The organism is Skermania sp. ID1734, assembly GCF_007489285.1.
In the GTDB taxonomy this organism is placed as follows: Bacteria; Actinomycetota; Actinomycetes; order Mycobacteriales; family Mycobacteriaceae; genus ID1734.
This window is the reverse complement of the sequence record NZ_VLIY01000001.1, coordinates 96,115-114,886: the sequence shown is the minus strand read 5'-3', so window position 1 is coordinate 114,886 and position 18,772 is coordinate 96,115. Positions and strand designations below refer to the sequence as shown.

The window sequence follows — 18,772 nt, the reverse complement described above, 5'->3', positions numbered from 1 at the left end:
TTTCACCGCGGGCGGTGAAAATTCACGCACAGCAACGCAGCGCTGACCGGACGAGCGGGGGCTGCTGGGATGTGGAGTCATGCACGCGTCCAGGGGGTAAGCAGTCGGCCGGTGAGATACAGCAATGCGTCGAAAAACAGCGCCAACACGACGATGGCGATGATCCCAGCGAGGATCTCACCGGGATAGTCCCGCTGATAGCCCTGCGTGAACAATTGCCCGAGGCCGCCGATGCCGATCACCGATCCCACCGACACCAGTGAAATGTTGGTCACGGCGACCACCCGGATGCCGGCGACCAGCACCGGAATGGCCAGGGGCAATTCGACGCCGATGGTGCGCCGGATGGTGGTGAATCCCATGGCATTTGCCGAGTCGACGACAGTCGGCGGCACCGAATCCAGCGCCTCGGGCATCGCCCGCACCAGCAAGGCGGCCGAAAACATGCTCAACGCGATTACCACGTTGAGCGGATCCAGGATGCGCAGGCCGAGGATGCCCGGAATCGTCACGAACAACGCCAGCGACGGGATCGTATAGGCGATGCTGGCGACGGTGATAGTAGTGCGCCGCAGCCACGAAACCCGGTGCATCACAACGCCGATCGGCACCGCGAGCGCAAATCCGACGAGCAACGGCAGCAGCGCCAGGTAGAGATGGGTCTTGGTGAGGCCGGACACCACATCGAAGTTGTCGATGAGATAGTTCATCGCTGATCGCGCCGCCGCAGGTCGGTGAGGAGCGCGATCACGTCGCCCGCGTCGAATCCGCCGATGACCGTGCCGTTTTCATCGACCGCAATGCCCAACCCGGACGGGGACGAGATCGCCGAGTCGAGTGCCTGGCGCAGATCACCACCGCGGCGAAACACCGAACCGCCGGCGAATCGGTTACCCGCCCAGTCGACCCAACCGTGAGGCGCTCCAGCGGAATCCACGACGAGCGCCCACTCACCGTGGGCGAGGCGCACATCGGCCAGTCCATCCTGTTTCGCGATGATCAACGGACGCAACGTGAGTCCCTCAGCGCTGCGGAAGGACAGCCCGCGGTAGCCGCGGTCCCGGCCGACAAAATCCGCGACGAAAGCGGTTGCGGGGCTGGTCAATACCTGCTGTGGCGAATCGTATTGCTGCAAGACGCCGCCAGGACCGAACACCGCCAGCTTGTCACCGAGCTTGACCGCCTCGTCGATATCGTGGGTGACGAAGACGATGGTCTTGTGCAGTTGCGCTTGCAGTCGTTGCATCTCGGCCTGCAGTTCTTCGCGCACCACCGGATCAACCGCGCTGAACGGCTCGTCGAGGAGCAGGATCGGCGGGTCGGCCGCCAGCGCACGCGCCACACCGACGCGTTGTTGCTGGCCGCCGGACAACTGCGCGGGGTAACGCTTGGCCAACGCGGTATCGAGGCCGACCCGCTCCAGCACGTCGAGTGCGGCATGACGCGCGGCCTTGCGCGACATCCCGTTCAGCACCGGAACGGTCGCCACGTTGTCCACGACCGTCCGGTGCGGCAGCAACCCGCCGCTTTGGATCACGTACCCGATGCCCCGGCGCAGCCGAACCGGGTCGGCGTCGGCGACGTCACGGCCGTCGACTTTCACGGCGCCGCTGGTCGGTTCGATCATCCGGTTGATCATCCGCATGGATGTCGTCTTCCCGCAGCCCGACGGGCCGACGAAGACCGTGAACTGCCCGGACTCGATGCGAAGATCGAGGTTGTCGACGGCGACGGTGCCATCGGGATATCGCTTGCCAACCCCGACGAATTCGATCATCCGATCGGCTTGTCGAGTTGCACGAGGCCGACCCACCCTTGCGCGGCCTTGTCGGGTTCCATCTTCTGGTCGCCGGAAACCATGTCGTTCAGTGCGAGCAAGCCATCGGTGCCGAGCCGCGATGAGACGACGTTGAGCACCTTCACCAGCTTGTCCGACGAGGCGGCCTTGTTCAGCAACGGCACCACGTTCTGCGCGGGAAAGTTGTCCTTCGGGTCCGCCAGGACCACGAAGTTGTTTTTCTTGATTGCCGGTGAGGTGGTGAAGATATCGGCCGCGGTGATCTGGCCGCTGGCCAGCGCCTGAACCGTCGCAGGACCACCACCATCGGAAATGGGAACGAAGTTGTCCGCAGCGATATCGAGGCCGTAGTTCTTCTTCAGCCCCGGCAGGCCGACGGGACGCTCCCGAAATTCTGCCGGCGCACCGAACTTCACTTCGGCCGAGTGCGCAGCCAGGTCGCCGATGGAATGCAGGTGCCAGCGTTGCGCGGTTTCCCTGGTCACCACGACGGCATCCTTGTCCTCGCCGGGGGCCGGGTTGGCAATCGTAAGTTGGTCGGGGAGGGCGGACTGGAGGGCATGGACCACGTCGGTCGCCGATGTGGCCGTCGCATTTTTGTCCAGGTACCGCAGCAGGTTGCCGGTGTAATCCGGGATCACGTCGATGGACCCGTCCTTCACGGCCGGCACGTAGGCCTCCCGACTGCCGATATCGAACTTGGTGGTCACCTGGAAACCGTTGATGCGCAGCACCGTTGCGTAAATATTGGCGACCGTTTCGGATTCGGGGAAGTTTGCCGAACCGACAGTGACGGTCATCGGGTTGTTGTCGCCGCCGGTGCCGCCGGTCAAGGGATTGCTGTTGCTGCAGGCAGCCAGGGAAACGGCGACTGCAACGGCGGTCACCCACCGCATCGCGCGACTGCGCATGGACGTCCTTCCGTCGACCGGTGCCGGACGTGGTCAGTCTAACGACGGGGCGTGACAGGCCCGGCTACTACTATCGGCAAGATCATGGCATCGACCACCTCCCGCCGCCGATTGCTGACGATCGTCGCCTGCTGCCTGGCCCTCGCCGGCTGCGCCGACGATCCCGTCCTGGACCGGCCCGCACAACCGGCCGTCACTGTGGGTTCGGGCAACACCACGGAAAGCCGGATAGTCGCGCAGATCTACGCTGGCGCGCTCGCGCGTTCCGGTACTGCGGTTAAGGCGGACCTGAGTCTCGGTGACCGCGCGACATATTTGCGCGACCTCGACGCGACACAAGTGACGCTGGTGCCGGAAATTTCCGGTGCGCTGCTGGACTACCTCGAGCCGCAGGCGTCGCAGCGCAAACCTGACGATGTCTATGCCGCATTGAATCGAGCTCTCCCGCAGGGCCTTTCGGTGTCCGACTACGCAATGGCCGAGTGGGGGCCCGAATTGGTGATGCGCCACGAGGCGGCGCAACGCATTGGCTCCATCGCACATTTGGCTCCGAAATGCGCTGATACCACGGTCGGCACGACCGCGGAAAAAACTGGACTGCAGGAACTTTCCATCGTCTACGGATGCACCTTCGGGAGCGTGCGGATCTACGCCGCTGAAGATTTGCCGGACGCGTTGCGGCGCGGCGAAGTTCAGGCGGTGATCCTGCCGCCGGATTCGCCGGCATTGTCGGACAGCGGCTTTGGTGCGCTGTCGGACGACAAGTACGCGCTCGGCGCCAACTACGTGTTGCCGTTGTTCCGCACCGGCTCGCTCGACGATGCGCAGATCCGCATCCTGAATCGGGTGGCGGGCGAACTCACCACCGCTGACCTGCGGGACCTGGTCGAGCAGGCGCAGCGCGCTGATGTCCGCTCAGCCGACGTCACGCGTGGGTGGCTCGACGGACATGGCTTCTAGCCGCTGCTTGATGAAGGTGCCGAGATCGTCCACGGCCTCGCGCGCTTCGCGAACGAGCGCAGCCTGTAGGTGGGCTACGTGCCAGAGCCGCGGTTGCTCCACCAACCGCGCGTCGACACCCGCTGCGTGCAGCTTGTCGGCGAGCGCAACGGCCTGATCGCGCAGTAGTTCGTCGCTGGCCACGTGGATCAAGGTCGGCGGCAGGCCCTCGAGCGGGCCGAGCAGCGGCGCATAGCCGGGGTCGTTCGGGTCGCCAGCGCCAAGGTAGGCCAGCGCGCAGGCCTTGGACCAGTAAGTGTTGAGCACCAGGTCGTACTGGCCGACCTCGGTGTCGTTCGGGTCAACCCACGGCGCCATGACGGCGAGGGCGGCCGGCACGGTCCCGGCATCGACCAGCCGGCGCGTCGTCGCCACGGCCAACCCACCGCCCGCGGAATCCCCGGCGATGGCGATCTGGCCGGGTGGGTAGCCGTGGACGGAAATCAATTCGTCGAAGGCGGCAACTGCGTCATCGACCGCGGCCGGATACGGGTGTTCCGGCGCGAGTCGGTAGTCGAGCAAGTAGACCGGCGCACCGGCCGCGCGGCTGAGATATGCCGCCACCGACCGGTGTGTCCGGAACGACCCGACGGTGTAGCCGCCGCCGTGCAGGTAGAGCACCGCACCGCGCGTGGCTGTGGAGCCCGTCCACCGTTCGACCGGTCGGCCGCCCAGCGTCAGGCGCGCCCGCCGGGCACCCGGAGGCAGCGTCTGCACGGGCGCGATCGCGTCGAGAAGTTGACGCTGCACCGTGAACGGGAGGCGGTGGTTGAGCGCCAGCCGGTAGCAGGGGCGCAGCAGCGCTCCTACTACCGGCGACGGCAGCGCGATCGGTCGCATCGGCTACAGCGGCGGCATCAGGCGGCTGGCAGTCAGCGCGACCAGGCGCTGGTAGCCCGAGCCGGTGACGCGGACCAGCAGGTCCAGCGCCTTGGCCTCGAAACCGATCAGCACGCGACCGTGGCCCTTACGCACCCCGTCAACGATTGTTTGCGCCGCCATCTCGGGGGAGTGCAGTGCCATCTTCTTGTCGAAGAACTCCGCGAGCGACTTCTGGTCGGCGCCCTCGGTCACCGTGGCGTTGCGCGCGACGGCGGTCTTGATGCCGCCCGGGTGCACACAGGTCACCTTGACCGGCTTGCGCTCGATCAGCATCTCCTGGCGCAGCGCCTCGGTGAAGCCGCGCACCGCGAACTTTGCGGCGTTGTATGCGCTTTGGCCGGGAATGGCGATGAGGCCGAACAGGCTGGACACGTTGATGACGTGCCCGTCGCCGGACTCGATCAGGTACGGCAGGAAGGCCTTGGTGCCGTTGACGACACCCCAGAAGTCGACGTCGATGACGCGCTCGATGTCCTTGAACTCCGTACGCTCCACGTCACCGTGGTGGGCGATGCCGGCGTTGTTGTAGACCTGGTTGACCTTGCCGAAATGCGCCTTGACGGCTGCGGCGTAGGAGAGCACCGCTTCGCGCTCGGCGACGTTGAGAATGTCGGCCTTCACCTCGGCGCCGGTCTCGCGAACCAGTCGTTCGGTCTCGGCCAGACCGGCCGGGTCAACGTCGGAGATGGCGAGCTTGGCGCCGCGCCGAGCGAGGTTGAGCGCGAGCGCCCGGCCGATGCCGGAGCCGGCGCCAGTGACTACGCAGACCTTGTCTTGAAAATCGCTCACTTGGCCGCCACCTTCTCCTTGTTGTCGACCGCGACGCTCACGTCGTATTTGTCGATGTCGAACTTACGCAGTTGCTGGCGGAATTCGAAGGTGAAACCGGGCCACAGCGTGGTGTTGTTGCCATGCTTGTCCAGGTACCAACTGGCGCAGCCGCCGTTGTTCCAGACGCTCTTGGCGAGCTTTTCCTGGAGCTCGTCGTTGTAGGCGTCCTGGGCGTCCTTGCGGACCTCCACGGTGCGCAGACCCTGGCGATCGGCGGTGTCCAACGCGTCGGCCACGTAGTTGATCTGGGATTCGATCATGAAGACCATCGAGGTGTGGCCCAGGCCGGTGTTCGGGCCGACCAGGAAGAACATGTTGGGGAAGTTGTTGATGGCCGAGCCCTTGTAGCCCTGCTGACCGCCTTCCTCGAAGACGTCGGCGAGGCTGCGGCCGTCCTTGCCAAAGATGGTCTGGAAGGTCGGGGAGTCGGTGACGTGGAAACCGGTGGCCACCACGATCGCGTCGACCTCGCGGACGGTGCCGTCCTTGGTGACGATGGCATCCTTGCGGACTTCCTTGATGCCGTCGGTGACCAGCTCGACGTTGTCGCGACCCAGAGCCGGGTAGTACTCGTTCGAGATGAGCATGCGCTTGCAGCCGATCTGGAAGTTCGGCGTGACCTTCTCGCGCAGCTCGCTGTCGCGCACCTCGTACATCAGCTTGGCGCGGGCCATGAGTTCGAGCGGCTTCATCATGATCGGGGCCTTGGCCAGGCCGAAGACCTGGGTTTCGCGGGCCCAGTAAATACCCGCGCGGGAGAGCCGCTGGAAGCCGGGAATGTGCTTGAACGCGAACTTTTCGACCTCGGTATACGGCCGGTCGAAGCGGGGGAGCAGCCACGGCGCGGTGCGTTGGTACACGTCCATGTGCGCGACCTGGCCGGCGATGGCCGGGATGATCTGGATGGCCGAAGCGCCCGTGCCGATGACAGCGACGCGCTTGCCGGTGAGGTCGGCGTCGTGGTTCCACTGCGCGGAGTGGAAGATCTCGCCGGCGAACTCGGTGATGCCCTTGATGTCGGGCAGTGACGGCTCACACAGTGCGCCGACCGCGGAGACGATGAAGTTGGCGGTGAACTTGCCCTGCGAGGTCTGCACCTCCCATTGAGCAGCCTTGCCGTTCCAGTGCGCCGACTGCACGTCGCAGTCGAAGACGTGCTTGTCGAGCACGTCGTATTTGTCGGCGACCTTCTTGATGTACGCCTGGATCTCGCCCTGCCGCGAGAACGAGCGCGACCAGTCCGGGTTCAGCGCGAACGAGTACGAGTAGAGGTGCGACGGAACGTCGCAGGCCGCGCCCGGGTAGGTGTTGTCGCGCCAGGTGCCGCCGACCTCGCTGCCGCGCTCGAGCACCAGGAAGTCGTCTCGACCGTCCTGGGCGAAGCGGATGGCGGCGCCGAGACCGGCGAAGCCGCTACCGATGATGAGAGTGTGCACGTGGCGAGGAGCGGCGCTCTTGCGGGGTTCGACGCCGTTGTCTGTAACCTGAGGACTCATGTACCGCACTCTAGGGCACCTATTGAGCATCAGTCAATAGTCTATTGATTAGTGTTCAATAGTGGTTATGCTGATCACATGGTACGAGTGCGACTGAATCCAACCGAACGGCGTGACCAGCTCATCGAGCTGGGCGTCAAGCTACTCACCAGTCGCGCGCTCGAGCAGATCTCGGTCGGTGAAATTGCCAAGCTCGCCGGTATTTCCCGAGGCCTGCTCTTCCACTACTTTCCGTCGAAGCGCGACTTTCACATCGAGATCGTTCGGCACGGCAACGAGCAGCTGTACGACCGCATCACGCCGGACGACGAGCTCACCGATCCCATAGCCCGCCTGCGCGACGGGATGAGCCGATACGTCGACTTCGTCACCGAGAACCGCAACTTCTACATCGCGCTGCTGCGCGGCCCGGCCAGCGCCGACCCCGAGATGATCGAAATCTTCGAAGGCAACCGTGCCAAAATCGCGAACACCCTGGTGCTCGGCAGCCCGATTTTCGAGCCGTATCTGGATGACCCGAAGATTCGTCTCGCGGTTCGCGGCTGGATCGCTTTCGTGGAGGAAACGACCATCAGTTGGCTACGCGAGCCCACTATCACCCGTGACGAGTTGATCGAACTCAACGTACGCGCACTGCCGGGCGTCGCAGGGATTCCCGGGCTCGAGCCGTTGCCGAGCTGAGCACTTTTCGCGCTGATCACGACGATTTGGTCGGAAAAACTGCCTGTCCAGCGACCATTTGTTCGTGCTCGCGAAGAAGTGGGGCAGTTAAAGGTGGCGCAGATACCGGTCGGGGGCGTCGAGGAACGTGCGCCAGTTGCGGACCAACTCGAGCTCGTCCCATTGCCGGTACTCGATGCCGTGGTCGGTCAGTTCCCAAATCTCTGCGCCTCGCACGGCCGCGAGCAGGGGTGAGTGGGTGGCCATGATCACCTGCGATCCCTCGGCCGCCAGGTCGTTGACCACGCCCAACAACGCCAGGCACGACTGAAAGCTCAACGCCGCTTCGGGCTCGTCGAGCAACCACAGTCCGGCGCCGATCGGTCGCTCGGCGACGTAGCGCAGAAACGATTGCCCGTGCGAGAGCTCGTTGAATGCTTGGTCGGTATTTCGTGCGCGGTGTGCGTCGGTGCGGCTGAAAAGTTGGTGCATCGACTCGGCGCGCAGGAAGCAGCCGCCGATCGGCTTCGGCCGTGCGCCGAGGCAGGCCAGGTGCCAGCCCAGATCGCTGTCCTCGGCGCCGCCCGGCGCGGACCACATTTGGTCGGCGCCGTACAAATCCCACGACCACGCGTGCGCGACGGCCTCGATGAGCGTGGACTTGCCGGCGCCGTTCTCGCCGACGATGACGGTTACCGGTGCTTCGAAATCGATACCGTCATCACGTAGTTCGGCGATGACGGGCACGTCGAAATACCAAGCGCCCGGGTCGAAGTGCGCGCGTGGACGCAACTCGACCCGGGCGAGGGGCAGATCAGGCAGCACCTTTCAGTCTGAGAAGGCCTCGTCGATGATCTCCTGCTGCTCGACGCCGTGCACCTTGCTCGAACCCGACGACGGCGCCGACATCGGGCGACGCGAGATCCGCCGGATGTTCGACAGGTACTCGGGGCAGTACTCGGGCAGGTAAAGCCCGAAGAACGGCCAGGCGCCCTGGTTTGCCGGCTCCTCCTGCACCCAGCGGAAATCGGTCGCGTTCGGATAGCCGTCGAGCGCTTCGTTCAGCCGGTACCGCGGGATCGGGTACAGCTGCTCGATGCGGACGATCGCCACATCGTCGCGGTTGTCCTTGTGCTTACGTGCGAGCAGCTCGTAGTAGAGCTTGCCGCTGGTCAGCAGGATCCGCTTGACCTTGCTGCGGTCACCGTCGCCGGTTTCATAGGTGGGCTCGTCGAAGACCGAGTGGAACTTGCCGTCGGTGAAGTCTTCGAGATTGCTCACCGCCTGCTTGTTGCGCAGCATCGACTTGGGCGTGAACACCACCAGCGGCCGGCGGATGCCGTCCTTGGCGTGCCGGCGCAGCAGGTGGAAGTAGTTGGCTGGCGTCGATGGCAGGGCCACCGTCATCGACCCTTCTGCACACAACTGCAACCAGCGTTCGATGCGGCCGGAGGTGTGGTCGGGGCCCTGGCCCTCGTGGCCGTGCGGCAGCAGCATCACGACCTCTGACAGCTGGCCCCACTTGGCCTCGCCGGAGGAGATGAACTCGTCGATGATGGACTGCGCACCATTGACGAAGTCACCGAACTGCGCCTCCCACAACACCAACGCGTCCGGGTTGCCCAGTGAATAGCCGTACTCGAAGCCGACCGCAGCGAACTCGCTCAACGCCGAATCATGAACCGCGAAGCGGCCTTTGGCGCCGATGTTGTGCAGCGGGGTGTACTCGGCCGCGGTCTTGCGGTCGATGATCACCGAGTGCCGCTGGCTGAAGGTGCCGCGGCGGCTGTCCTGGCCAGTGAGCCGGACCGCCTTGCCCTCGTCGAGCAGCGTGCCGAAGGCCAGCAACTCGGCGAAGGCCCAGTCGATCTTGCCCTCGTACGCCATCTCGCGGCGGCGCTCGAGCACCGGCTTGACGCGCGGGTGCACCGTGAACCCGTCAGGCACGTTGACGAAGGCGTCACCGATTCGGTGCAGGACCGACTTGTCGACGGCGGTGACGAGTTTCGTGGGAATGGGCTGATCCATCTCCACCGATTCGCTCGGCTCCGGCCGGTACTTCTCGAGCTCGCGAACCTCGTTGAAGACGCGTTCGAGTTGGCCCTGATAGTCGCGTAGCGCGTCTTCGGCTTCCTTCAGCGAGATGTCACCACGACCGATCAGGCTTTCGGTGTAGCTCTTGCGGACGCTGCGCTTGGTGTCGATGACGTCGTACATGTACGGCTGGGTCATCGACGGATCGTCGCCCTCGTTGTGGCCGCGGCGGCGGTAGCAGATGAAGTCGATCACCACGTCCTTGTGGAAGCGCTGGCGGAAGTCGACCGCCAGCCGCGCCACCCACTCGCAGGCCTCCGGGTCGTCGCCGTTGACGTGGAAGATCGGCGCACCGATCATCTTGGCCACGTCGGTGCAGTACTCGCTGGACCGCGAGTTCTCCGGCGACGTGGTGAAGCCCACCTGGTTGTTCACGACGATGTGGATGGTGCCGCCCACGCGGTAGCCGCGCAGCTCGGACATGTTCAGCGTTTCCGCCACCACGCCCTGGCCGGCGAATGCGGCGTCACCGTGCAGCATCAACGGCAGCACCGAGAACCCGCTCGGGCCATCGCCCTTGTCCAGCAGGTCTTGCTTGGCGCGGACCAGTCCCTCGAGCACCGGGTCGACAGCCTCGAGGTGGGAGGGGTTCGCGGTCAGCGAGACGGTGATGTCGTTGTCGCCGAACATCTGGATGTAGTTGCCGCTGGCGCCGAGGTGGTATTTCACGTCGCCCGAGCCGTGCGTGGCGGCCGGGTTCATGTTGCCCTCGAACTCGGTGAAGATCTTCGAGTACGGCTTGCCGACGATGTTGGCCAGCACGTTGAGCCGGCCGCGGTGCGGCATGCCGATGACGACCTCGTCGAGCGCGTGCTCGGCGGACTGGTCGATCACCGAGTCCATCATCGGGATAACGGCTTCGGCGCCCTCGAGCGAGAAGCGCTTCTGACCGACGTACTTGGTCTGCAGGAACGTCTCGAATGCCTCCGCGGCATTCAACTTGCTGAGGATGTACTTCTGTTGCGCGACAGTCGGTTTGACGTGCTTCTGCTCGACCCGGTCCTGAATCCAGCGCAGCTGCTCCGGCTCCAGGATGTGCATGTACTCGACACCGACGTGGCGGCAGTACGAGTCGCGCAGGATGGACAGCACCTCGCGCAGCTTCATCCGCTCTTCGCCGTGGAAGCCGCCCACGTTGAATTCGCGGTCGAGGTCCCACAGGGTGAGGCCGTGCGTGGTGACGTCGAGGTCCGGGTGGCTGCGGAACTTGTCCTTGACCAGCCGTAGCGGGTCCGAGTCAGCCATCAGGTGGCCGCGGTTACGGTATGCCGCAATCAGTTCCAGCACCCGGGTGCTCTTGTCGACGCCGCGTTCGCGGACATCCTTACGCCAGCGGACCGGCTCGTAGGGGATGTTGAGGGCGTGGAAAATCTCGTCGAAAAATTCGTCGGAGATCAGCAGCGTGTGAATGGTGCGCAGGAAGTCGCCGGACTCCGCGCCCTGGATGATGCGGTGGTCGTAGGTGGAGGTGAGCGTCATCAATTTGCCGACGGCCATCTCGGCGATCCGCTCATCGCTGGCGCCCTGGAACTCGGCGGGGTACTCCATCGCGCCGGCGCCGATGATCGCGCCCTGGCCGGGCATGAGGCGCGGCACCGAATGCACCGTGCCGATGGTGCCCGGGTTAGTCAGCGAGATGGTGACGCCGGTGAAGTCCTCGGTGGTGAGCTTGCCGTCGCGCGCGCGGCGGACGACGTCCTCGTAGGCGGTGTGGAACTGCGAGAAGCTCATGTCCTCGCATTCCTTGATCGCCGCGACGACCAGCGAGCGGTTACCGTCCTTGCCGGGCAGGTCGATGGCCAAACCCAAGTTGGTGTGCGCCGGCGTGACGGCGTTGGGCTTACCGTCGATCTCGGCGAAGTGGCGGTTCATGTTCGGGAACTTCTTGACCGCCTGCACGATCGCGTAACCGAGCATGTGGGTGAAGCTGACCTTGCCGCCGCGGGTGCGGGCGAGGTGGTTGTTGATGACGACGCGGTTGTCGATCATCAGCTTCGCTGGGATGGCCCGCACGCTTGTGGCGGTGGGGATGGTCAGCGACGCCGACATGTTCTTGGCGACTGCCGCGGCCGCACCGCGCAGCACCTTGGTCTCGTCGGTCTGCTGGGCGGACTTGCCGTTGCCGGACTTGGCCTCCGCCGCGTTGGAGGTCCGGGCCGGGGTGGTCTGCGGGCTCTTGTCGCTCGACGACCGTTGCGGCGCGGACTGTTTCGCGGACTCTTCCTTCGTGGCCGTCGCGGCCTCAGGCTTCTTCGCGTCAGGCTTCTTCGCCGCGGGCTTCTCGGCCGCCGGCTTCTCGGCCGCCGGCTTCGACTCGGCTGCAGGCTTGCGGTCCGTCGATTCCGCTGACTTTGCCGGCGCCGATTCACGGGCGGGCCGTCCGTTGGCCTCCGTCCCAGCCTCGGGGTGGTAATCGGTGAGGAACTCGTGCCAGCTCTCATCGACGGAGGAGGGATCTTCCTTGAACCGCTGGTACATCTCGTCGACCAGCCATTGGTTCTGCCCGAACTGGGAAGTGGAGCTGCTCACGGCAGGTGCTCGCCTCTTTCTTTCTGGAACCGGCGGTCTCGGCGGTCTCCGGCGTCTTGTCGGTAGGCCGTCGTCCGTGTCGAGACCTGGTGCGGCATTTTGTGCTGTTGGAGAAGGTGTACCACTGAGGCTAGCCCCCTCGTCTTGGCGGCGCGCATGTTCTCCTCACTCCTGCCCTGGCTAGCCCGGCTGACGCTGTGCGGCGTCGTTTGCAGATCATTTACCACGACCTATTCGGAGTCGAGAATATTCCCGCCACGGCCCTGTGCAGATCGCCACAGCGACGCATAGGCGCCGTCGGCGGCGAGCAGCGTTGCATGCGGGCCGGTTTCCACGATGCGCCCCTGCGAAACCACGACGATGAGGTCCGCTTGGGCCGCCGTGCCGAGCCGGTGCGCAACGACTATCGCGGTGCGGCGCCGAGTCAGTGCGCGGCTGGCCTCGAGCACGGTCCGCTCGGTACCCGGGTCCAGGGTGGCCGTCGCTTCGTCCAGCAGCAGCAGGTCCGGATCGACCAGTTCGGCGCGGGCGAGCGCGATCAGCTGGCGTTGGCCGGCAGAAAGGCCCTGCCCTCGCTCACCGACCGGTTGGCGCATACCGGCAGGGAGTGCGGCGATCGCTCCCAATGCACCGACCGCGCGCGCGGCCGCCTCGATTTCGGCCTGCGTCGCGCCCGGCTTGCCGTAGGCGATGTTGCTGGCCACGTCGCCGGTGAACAGGTGCGCCTCCTGTGGCACCACACCGAGCCGGCGACGATAGTCCCGCAGCCGGTACTGGCGCAGGTCCACACCGTCCACGCGGACCGCGCCGGAGGTCGGGTCGTAGAAGCGAGCCAGCAGCTTGACGACCGTCGACTTACCGGCCCCCGTCCGGCCGACCAGCGCGACAGTCGAGCCGGCCGGAATGCTCAGGGTGACATCGCCGAGCGCGTCGGTCGGCGCCCCTTGATAACGGAACGTCAACCGGTCCAGACAGACGTCGCCACGCAGGTGGCCGACGATCGGATCGGCGTCGTCGTCGGGCCGTGTTTCGATGGAACTCGGCGTCCGCAGCAGGTCACGGATCCGGCGCAGACCCACCGCAGCCTGCTGGTAGCCGTCGAAAACCTGCGACAGTTGCTGAATCGGGCCGAACAACAGTCCGAGGTAGAGCACGAACGCGACCAGGGTGCCCGCGGTTGTCGCACCCGACGCCACCTCACGGGCGCCGAAGAACACGACAGCTGCCAGCGCGATCTCCGACAGTGCGGCAACGAACGGGAAGTAGATGGAGATCGCGGTCTGGGCGCGCATCCGGCTGCGTCGATAACTCTCCGCCCGCTCGGCAAACCGTTGCGCGGCGAACTCCTCGCGCCGGTATGCCTGCGCTGCCCGCAGTCCCGAGATGTTCTCCTGAAAGTCGGCGTTCACTATCGAAATGCGTTCGCGGGACTGGGCATACGCCGCCGAGGAGTATCCGCGGAAGATGAATGTCGCCACGATCAATGGCGGCAGCACCGCGAGCGCAACCAGGCCCAGCCCGGCGTCGGTGACCAGCAACGCGACGGAGATGCCGACGAGGGTCGCAACGCTGACGACGGCCGTGGACATGCCTGTTTGCAGGAACGTCGACAACGCGTCGACGTCGGTGGTCATCCTGGTCATGATGCGACCGGACAATTCGCGCTCGTAGTAGTCCAGTCCGAGTCGCTGGAGGTGCGCGTAGCTGCGGACGCGCAAACCGTAGAGCACCCGCTCACCGGCTCGCGCGGTGATCACGGTGAGTTGCGCGACGATCAGCCAGTCGACCACTACCAGCGCGACCGCGAGCCCGGTAGACGCCCACAGTGCCGACGGGTGGTGGGGTACGACGCCACTGTCGAGCGCGTGGCGCACGATCGACGGGAACGCGATCCCGATCAACGAGTCGGCGGCGAGGAAAACGATGACCGCGGCGAGCAGCCAGCGGACCGGGCGCAGCAGCCGGGCCAGGCGGAAGTCGGGGTCGGGTTCACGAAGCCGCTTGGAGTCGAGCCCGGGCTCTTCGGTGGCTGGTCGAAGACGCTGCACAGCGGCACGCAGTTCCGGGGTTGCCGCCATGCCGCCGAGTGCGCTGGCCATCTGTGCACCGCCGCGGCCGGCGCCCGCGCTACCCGAATCGACTGCCGCGCCGTCTCGCTCGACCGCGACCGGAGGTGGCCAGAGCTGTCGTTCAGTCGGTTCGGCGGTGGCTAGTTCTGCACTGGTCGGCGCGGTGTCCGGAGTTGCGCCCGCGAGCAGTCGGCGGAACAAGCCATTGCGGGCGTCAAGTTCCGCGACCGATCCGATGTCGACGATCCGGCCGCCATCGAGAACGGCCACCCGATCGGCCAACGCGAGGGTTGATCGCCGGTGAGCGAGGATCAGCGTGGTGCGAGCGTCCGCGGCCGGGAGCGCATCGAAAATGGACGCCTCGGTTTCCGCGTCCACCGCTGAGGTCGCGTCGTCGAGAATGAGCAGTCGCGGCTGCACGAGCAACGCTCGGGCTAGCGCGATCCGCTGGCGCTGGCCGCCGGACAGCGTGAGGCCGCGTTCGCCCACCACCGTGTCGTAGCCGTCGGGCAACGCGTCGATGAAGTCGTCGGCAGCCGCCATCTTGGCCGCCCGGCGAATCTCCTCGGCGCTGGCATCCGGTTGGCCGAGCGCGATGTTGGCCGCGATGGTGTCGGAGAACAGAAACGGCTCGTCGAACACCAAGCCCACCGCCGCGCGCAGATCGTTCGCCCGGACGGCCGCGATGTCGACGGCTTCGCCGTGGGGCGTGACGAGCTCGATCTTGCCAGCGTCGGGCGCGTAGAACCGCGCGAGCAGCAGCGACAGGGCGGTCTTGCCCGCGCCGGCCGGGCCGACGATCGCCACGGTTTCGCCAGGGGAGACCGTGAGATCGAGCCCGCTCAGCACGTCGCGATCCGCGGCGAACCCGAACTGGACCTGGCTGATCCGGACCCCGAGTGGACCATCCGGAAGCTCGAGCGGATCGGCCGGATCCGCAACGGATGGTTCGACATCGATGACGTCGTAGACGCGTTCGACCGCCGCGCGCGACAACTGGGCCATGATCACCACCGACGACAGCGTTCTGGTGGTTGCCGTCATGGTCGTCACATACGTGGCGAACGCGAGGAACGTGCCGATGCTGATCGAGCCGTGCATCGCCAGATCGCCACCGAGCGCAATTACCCCGACCAGCCCCAGCTGCGGCAGAGCGGCCATGCTGGGCGTGAATCGCGCATTGATCCGGGCGGCTCGCAGTCGCTCGGCGTACAGCCTGCGGCCGTGGCGTTCCAGTTGGGCAACGGCGCGCGCTTCCTGACCGAAGCCCTTGACCACGCGCACACCGGTGACGGTCTCTTCGACATGCTGAGCGAGATCCGCAGCGCGCTGCTGAGCCGACCAGGTCGCGGCAAACAACCGCGGACGGATCCCGTACACCACCAGCGCGACCAGCGGCACGATCAGCACTGAGACCAGCGTCAGCAGTGGCGACAGGTACGTCATGACGGCTATCGCGAGCACGAACTGCAGTAGGGCACCGGCCGACATCGGCACCATTGCCAGCAACCCCTGCACCAACTGCAGGTCGGTGATCGAGCGGGAGACGACTTGCCCGGTACGTATCTCGTCCTGGCCGCGGCCGTCGAGGCGCTGCAGCGAGCCGAGCAGGCACAGCCGCAGATCGTGCTGCACGCCCAGCGACAATCTTCCAGCCAGAAATCGGCGCGAGAACTGCGCCCCGAACCGCACGACCGCGAGCACGAGCAGCAGCACTGCGATCGGTGCGATGCGGCCGACAGCGCCCGCGCCCGCCGCGTCGACCGCTGACTTGGTCAGCAGCGGGCCGGCGATCTCGATCGTCGCGCCGACTGCTGTCGCACTCAATGCGCCGACCGTCGTGGTGCGTTGCGTCCAGCACTGCTGCCACAACCGGCGTATCCAGCCGGTTGCGTCCGCGGAGTTGTGCACCTGAGAGGTGTCGTTTACAAGGCTCACCATCGACAGCCACGGTAGTCGTGCGGTCCGACATGTTCTCGCCGCGCGATAGCTGCCTCAGATGTCTCGCTGCCTCGTCAGCCACCACCCCGCGCCGACCACGGCGGCGGTCCACACAGCGAGCACTACCGCGCCGCCGGCCCACGGCAGAAACCCGTCGACGTCGTCGAGACCGCCGGCGCCGACGGCGGCGACCGTCGAGAGTCCGGGTAGCCAATAGGCGACCTGACGAGCACCCATCGCTGATGCCAGCAGTGCCAATGCGGGCTCACCGATGGCATACCACGCGACCAGCGCAAACGCCGCGACCGTCGCCGAGCCGAACAACAGCCCGAGCGCCGCGCCGATCAGCGTCCAGCAGATCACCGCAAACAGGCCGCAGAGCACCACCCCGATCAGGCGGGACCACGCGGTCACGTGCGCGCCGAAGGCGAAAAGGCAGACCAGGCTGACTATTTCGACAATGACACCGGCGATCAAGGAAAGCGCGGCGAGAACACCGAGCTTCGCGCCGAGCACGATATCTCGGCGGGGCTGTAGCACAAACGACGACGCCAACGTGCGATAGCGGACGTCGCTTCCAGTGGTGGCCGCGCCGAACAACCCGCCGAGGACGACCACGGCGCCGACGGCCACGTACAGGCCGAGCGATGCCGCCCCGAGTGGCACAGCCGTGCCAGAACCGTTGTCGGCATTGCGGTCGGTGAATCCATAAACCAGCGACGCCGCCGCGCCGACGAGCAGCGCGACAATCGGCGTCAGCCACCACAGCCGCACGGTGATCACCTTGCGGAACTCGGTTCGCGCCGCGGCGGTGACGAGAGTTGTCATGACGGTCTCCCCGCTTGCGCGCCGGCCGCGAGCGTCAGATAGGCGTGTTCGAGGTCTGTGCGTTCGCCCGCGATGTCGAAGATCTGCACACCAGCGCGGCCCGCAATCGCCACGATTGATTGGGTGTCTGCGCCGGCGATGCCGAGGCGCCCATCAGGCCTGATCTGCGCGTCGGTGACCCCGGCGGCCGCCAGCGCGAGTGCCAGCGACGCCGCGTTCGAGGAGGCGACAACCAGCCGGTCACGATGTGCCGCGCGCAGGGCGGCGGTCGAGGCGCTGTAGACAAGCCGACCGCGGCTGAGGATGACCATCCGGTCCAGCATCGATCCGACCGGCTGCAAGCTTCGACTGGCGATCAGAACCGATCCGCCGCGGCGGGCGAAACCGGGGAGAAAGCCGGCCAGCCACGCCGATGTGTCGGGTGCCCAACCCTGTGCCGGCTCGTCGATCACCAGCGATTGCGGGTGTCCAACGAGCGCACCCGCGATCGCCGCTCGTTGCTGCTCGCCGACCGACAGGGTGCCGACCAACCGGTCGGCCTGTGCGGTCAGTCCGACCAGAGCGAGCGCTTCCTGCGCGCGGTCATCGGAAAGGCTCTGGGCAGTGACGTAGAGGTCGACGTGATTGCGCACGGTCCGCTTCGGATGTAGAGCCGCCGGTGAGGTGACCGCTCCGACAGCGCCGCCCGGGTTCGGCGCCTCGCGCAACGGCGCGCCGTCCACCAACGCACTGCCCGAGCTCGGCCGGACGAGACCGAGCAACATTCCGATGAGGGTGCTCTTGCCCGCGCCGTGCGGGCCGAGCAACCCGGTGACCGAGCCGACCGGAACATCGAAAGACACGTCGTCGACCGCCGGGAACGTCCCGTACAGCTTGCTCAATTCCCTGGCCTCGAGCCGCGGACGTCGTTGGCGAGGCGGCCGAGAGCGCGGTGGCATAGGAGACAGTGTGCCTCGAGCCGCTGAGAAGTCAGCTCAGCGCTGGAGTTCGCCTTGGATGACCGTGAAGTCATCGGTGTCGATGACGATGTCGCGAGCCGGCCAGTGGGTGGGCGCCGGGCCGAAGGCCTTGCGGGCGTTGTCGATCACGCCACGGCCGAGCGCGCGGTTGCCGACGCCGCCGATGACCGCGCCGATACCGGCCGGCAGCACCTTGCCGAACACCAACGCACCGCGCTTGGCGGCGTATTTCGTGATGAACTTCTTCAACAGTTTGTGGTTCATGCCCTGGTAGCCGGGAATCTGGGTCATCACGAGCCCGCCCCAGTTCTTCGCCGACCGGCCGGCGGCGCGCTGGACGATCTCCATGCCGGTATCCCCGAGGGCGACCGCGAGCACGAGCGCTCGACGCTGCTCGTTGTCGTGTGGCGAAATGCCGTGGACTGCGGCCACGGCGAGCGTCAGCAGTGCGGAGGCCTCCAGGAAGAAAGCAGTCTCGGCGCCGGCCGCGGCGAGCGAGGTCACGGTCCCGATGGTTGGCACGGCGGCTGCGGCGCCGACCGCGCTGCCACTGCCCGTCACCGCAGTGAGATAGGTCTTTTCGAGTCGTTCGATGATCTGCGCGGGCGTCTCATCAGGGTGCGCCCGACGAATCCGGTCGACGTATCGCGCGACCGCTGGGCCTTGCAGTTTGCTGCCGTTGTCCAACAGGGACACCACGGTGTATTCGAGCCGACCGGCCATGACTGCCGCCTTTCGAAAGGTCGTGCGCTGAACATCAGTCCAACGAACGGTG

The 18,772-nt window shown here is 66.0% G+C and carries 14 protein-coding genes; 2 read left to right on the top strand and 12 right to left on the bottom strand.

Annotated features, from left to right (window positions below):
• Positions 1–77 precede the first annotated feature (77 nt).
• From FOS14_RS00370 to FOS14_RS00360, 3 genes are read right to left on the bottom strand one after another with little or no spacing between them, the layout of a single operon-like run.
• Positions 78–710 (bottom strand): ABC transporter permease, encoded by a 633-nt coding sequence (locus FOS14_RS00370; protein ID WP_143768279.1) that lies wholly within the window; start codon positions 708–710, stop codon positions 78–80.
• A complete protein-coding gene (locus FOS14_RS00365) occupies positions 707–1,777 on the bottom strand; it encodes an ABC transporter ATP-binding protein (protein WP_143768278.1) in 1,071 nt (356 codons plus the stop codon). The genes FOS14_RS00370 and FOS14_RS00365 overlap by 4 nt, the downstream gene beginning before the upstream one ends.
• Positions 1,774–2,709 (bottom strand): ABC transporter substrate-binding protein, encoded by a 936-nt coding sequence (locus FOS14_RS00360; protein WP_143768277.1) that lies wholly within the window; start codon positions 2,707–2,709, stop codon positions 1,774–1,776. The genes FOS14_RS00365 and FOS14_RS00360 overlap by 4 nt, the downstream gene beginning before the upstream one ends.
• 84 nt (positions 2,710–2,793) lie before the next feature.
• On the opposite strand from FOS14_RS00360, the gene FOS14_RS00355 reads away from it, so the two are divergent.
• Positions 2,794–3,669 (top strand): glycine betaine ABC transporter substrate-binding protein, encoded by an 876-nt coding sequence (locus FOS14_RS00355; RefSeq protein WP_143768276.1) that lies wholly within the window; start codon positions 2,794–2,796, stop codon positions 3,667–3,669.
• On the opposite strand, the gene FOS14_RS00350 is transcribed toward FOS14_RS00355, so the two are convergent.
• From FOS14_RS00350 to FOS14_RS00340, 3 genes are read right to left on the bottom strand one after another with little or no spacing between them, the layout of a single operon-like run.
• On the bottom strand, positions 3,625–4,548 hold the full coding sequence (locus tag FOS14_RS00350) for an alpha/beta hydrolase (RefSeq protein WP_143768275.1): 924 nt from the start codon (positions 4,546–4,548) through the stop codon (positions 3,625–3,627). The genes FOS14_RS00355 and FOS14_RS00350 overlap by 45 nt on opposite strands.
• Before the next feature lie 3 nt (positions 4,549–4,551).
• Positions 4,552–5,379: an SDR family oxidoreductase gene (locus FOS14_RS00345; protein ID WP_143768274.1), complete on the bottom strand. Its 828-nt coding sequence runs from the start codon at positions 5,377–5,379 to the stop codon at positions 4,552–4,554.
• Entirely contained in the window at positions 5,376–6,917 is a 1,542-nt protein-coding gene (locus tag FOS14_RS00340) for an NAD(P)/FAD-dependent oxidoreductase (RefSeq protein WP_143768273.1), read from the bottom strand. Before FOS14_RS00340 ends, FOS14_RS00345 begins: the two co-directional genes overlap by 4 nt.
• Before the next feature lie 78 nt (positions 6,918–6,995).
• On the opposite strand from FOS14_RS00340, the gene FOS14_RS00335 reads away from it, so the two are divergent.
• Positions 6,996–7,598: a TetR/AcrR family transcriptional regulator gene (locus FOS14_RS00335; RefSeq protein WP_143768272.1), complete on the top strand. Its 603-nt coding sequence runs from the start codon at positions 6,996–6,998 to the stop codon at positions 7,596–7,598.
• A gap of 87 nt (positions 7,599–7,685) precedes the next feature.
• Here FOS14_RS00335 and FOS14_RS00330 read toward each other — a convergent pair whose 3' ends face one another.
• From FOS14_RS00330 to FOS14_RS00305, 6 genes are all read right to left on the bottom strand, one after another.
• Entirely contained in the window at positions 7,686–8,399 is a 714-nt protein-coding gene (locus FOS14_RS00330) for an AAA family ATPase (RefSeq protein WP_143768594.1), read from the bottom strand.
• 6 nt (positions 8,400–8,405) lie between these two features.
• The gene (locus FOS14_RS00325; protein WP_370512142.1) at positions 8,406–12,149 is read right to left on the bottom strand and encodes a multifunctional oxoglutarate decarboxylase/oxoglutarate dehydrogenase thiamine pyrophosphate-binding subunit/dihydrolipoyllysine-residue succinyltransferase subunit; all 3,744 of its coding nucleotides are present in this window, start codon (positions 12,147–12,149) and stop codon (positions 8,406–8,408) included.
• A 281-nt stretch (positions 12,150–12,430) separates the two neighbouring features.
• The gene (locus FOS14_RS00320; RefSeq protein ID WP_143768270.1) at positions 12,431–16,210 is read right to left on the bottom strand and encodes an ABC transporter ATP-binding protein; all 3,780 of its coding nucleotides are present in this window, start codon (positions 16,208–16,210) and stop codon (positions 12,431–12,433) included.
• 54 nt (positions 16,211–16,264) lie between these two features.
• The gene (locus FOS14_RS00315; RefSeq protein WP_143768269.1) at positions 16,265–17,038 is read right to left on the bottom strand and encodes an ABC transporter permease; all 774 of its coding nucleotides are present in this window, start codon (positions 17,036–17,038) and stop codon (positions 16,265–16,267) included.
• Positions 17,035–17,976 carry an ABC transporter ATP-binding protein gene (locus FOS14_RS00310; protein ID WP_143768268.1) on the bottom strand — a complete coding sequence of 314 codons (942 nt, stop codon included), beginning with the start codon at positions 17,974–17,976 and terminating at the stop codon, positions 17,035–17,037. The genes FOS14_RS00315 and FOS14_RS00310 overlap by 4 nt, the downstream gene beginning before the upstream one ends.
• Before the next feature lie 36 nt (positions 17,977–18,012).
• On the bottom strand, positions 18,013–18,720 hold the full coding sequence (locus FOS14_RS00305; RefSeq protein WP_143768267.1) for a hypothetical protein: 708 nt from the start codon (positions 18,718–18,720) through the stop codon (positions 18,013–18,015).
• Positions 18,721–18,772 lie beyond the last annotated feature (52 nt).

What these genes read in the sequence shown, in the direction of transcription:
- FOS14_RS00310 (WP_143768268.1), bottom strand. Translation starts at nt 17,976, where the DNA reads ATGCCACCGCGCTCTCGGCCGCCTCGCCAACGACGTCCGCGGCTCGAG.
- FOS14_RS00355 (WP_143768276.1), top strand. Translation starts at nt 2,794, where the DNA reads ATGGCATCGACCACCTCCCGCCGCCGATTGCTGACGATCGTCGCCTGC.
- FOS14_RS00365 (WP_143768278.1), bottom strand. Translation starts at nt 1,777, where the DNA reads ATGATCGAATTCGTCGGGGTTGGCAAGCGATATCCCGATGGCACCGTC.
- FOS14_RS00315 (WP_143768269.1), bottom strand. Translation starts at nt 17,038, where the DNA reads ATGACAACTCTCGTCACCGCCGCGGCGCGAACCGAGTTCCGCAAGGTG.
- FOS14_RS00325 (WP_370512142.1), bottom strand. Translation starts at nt 12,149, where the DNA reads ATGTACCAGCGGTTCAAGGAAGATCCCTCCTCCGTCGATGAGAGCTGG.
- FOS14_RS00305 (WP_143768267.1), bottom strand. Translation starts at nt 18,720, where the DNA reads ATGGCCGGTCGGCTCGAATACACCGTGGTGTCCCTGTTGGACAACGGC.
- FOS14_RS00340 (WP_143768273.1), bottom strand. Translation starts at nt 6,917, where the DNA reads ATGAGTCCTCAGGTTACAGACAACGGCGTCGAACCCCGCAAGAGCGCC.
- FOS14_RS00350 (WP_143768275.1), bottom strand. Translation starts at nt 4,548, where the DNA reads ATGCGACCGATCGCGCTGCCGTCGCCGGTAGTAGGAGCGCTGCTGCGC.
- FOS14_RS00335 (WP_143768272.1), top strand. Translation starts at nt 6,996, where the DNA reads ATGGTACGAGTGCGACTGAATCCAACCGAACGGCGTGACCAGCTCATC.
- FOS14_RS00360 (WP_143768277.1), bottom strand. Translation starts at nt 2,709, where the DNA reads ATGCGCAGTCGCGCGATGCGGTGGGTGACCGCCGTTGCAGTCGCCGTT.
- FOS14_RS00370 (WP_143768279.1), bottom strand. Translation starts at nt 710, where the DNA reads ATGAACTATCTCATCGACAACTTCGATGTGGTGTCCGGCCTCACCAAG.
- FOS14_RS00320 (WP_143768270.1), bottom strand. Translation starts at nt 16,210, where the DNA reads ATGGTGAGCCTTGTAAACGACACCTCTCAGGTGCACAACTCCGCGGAC.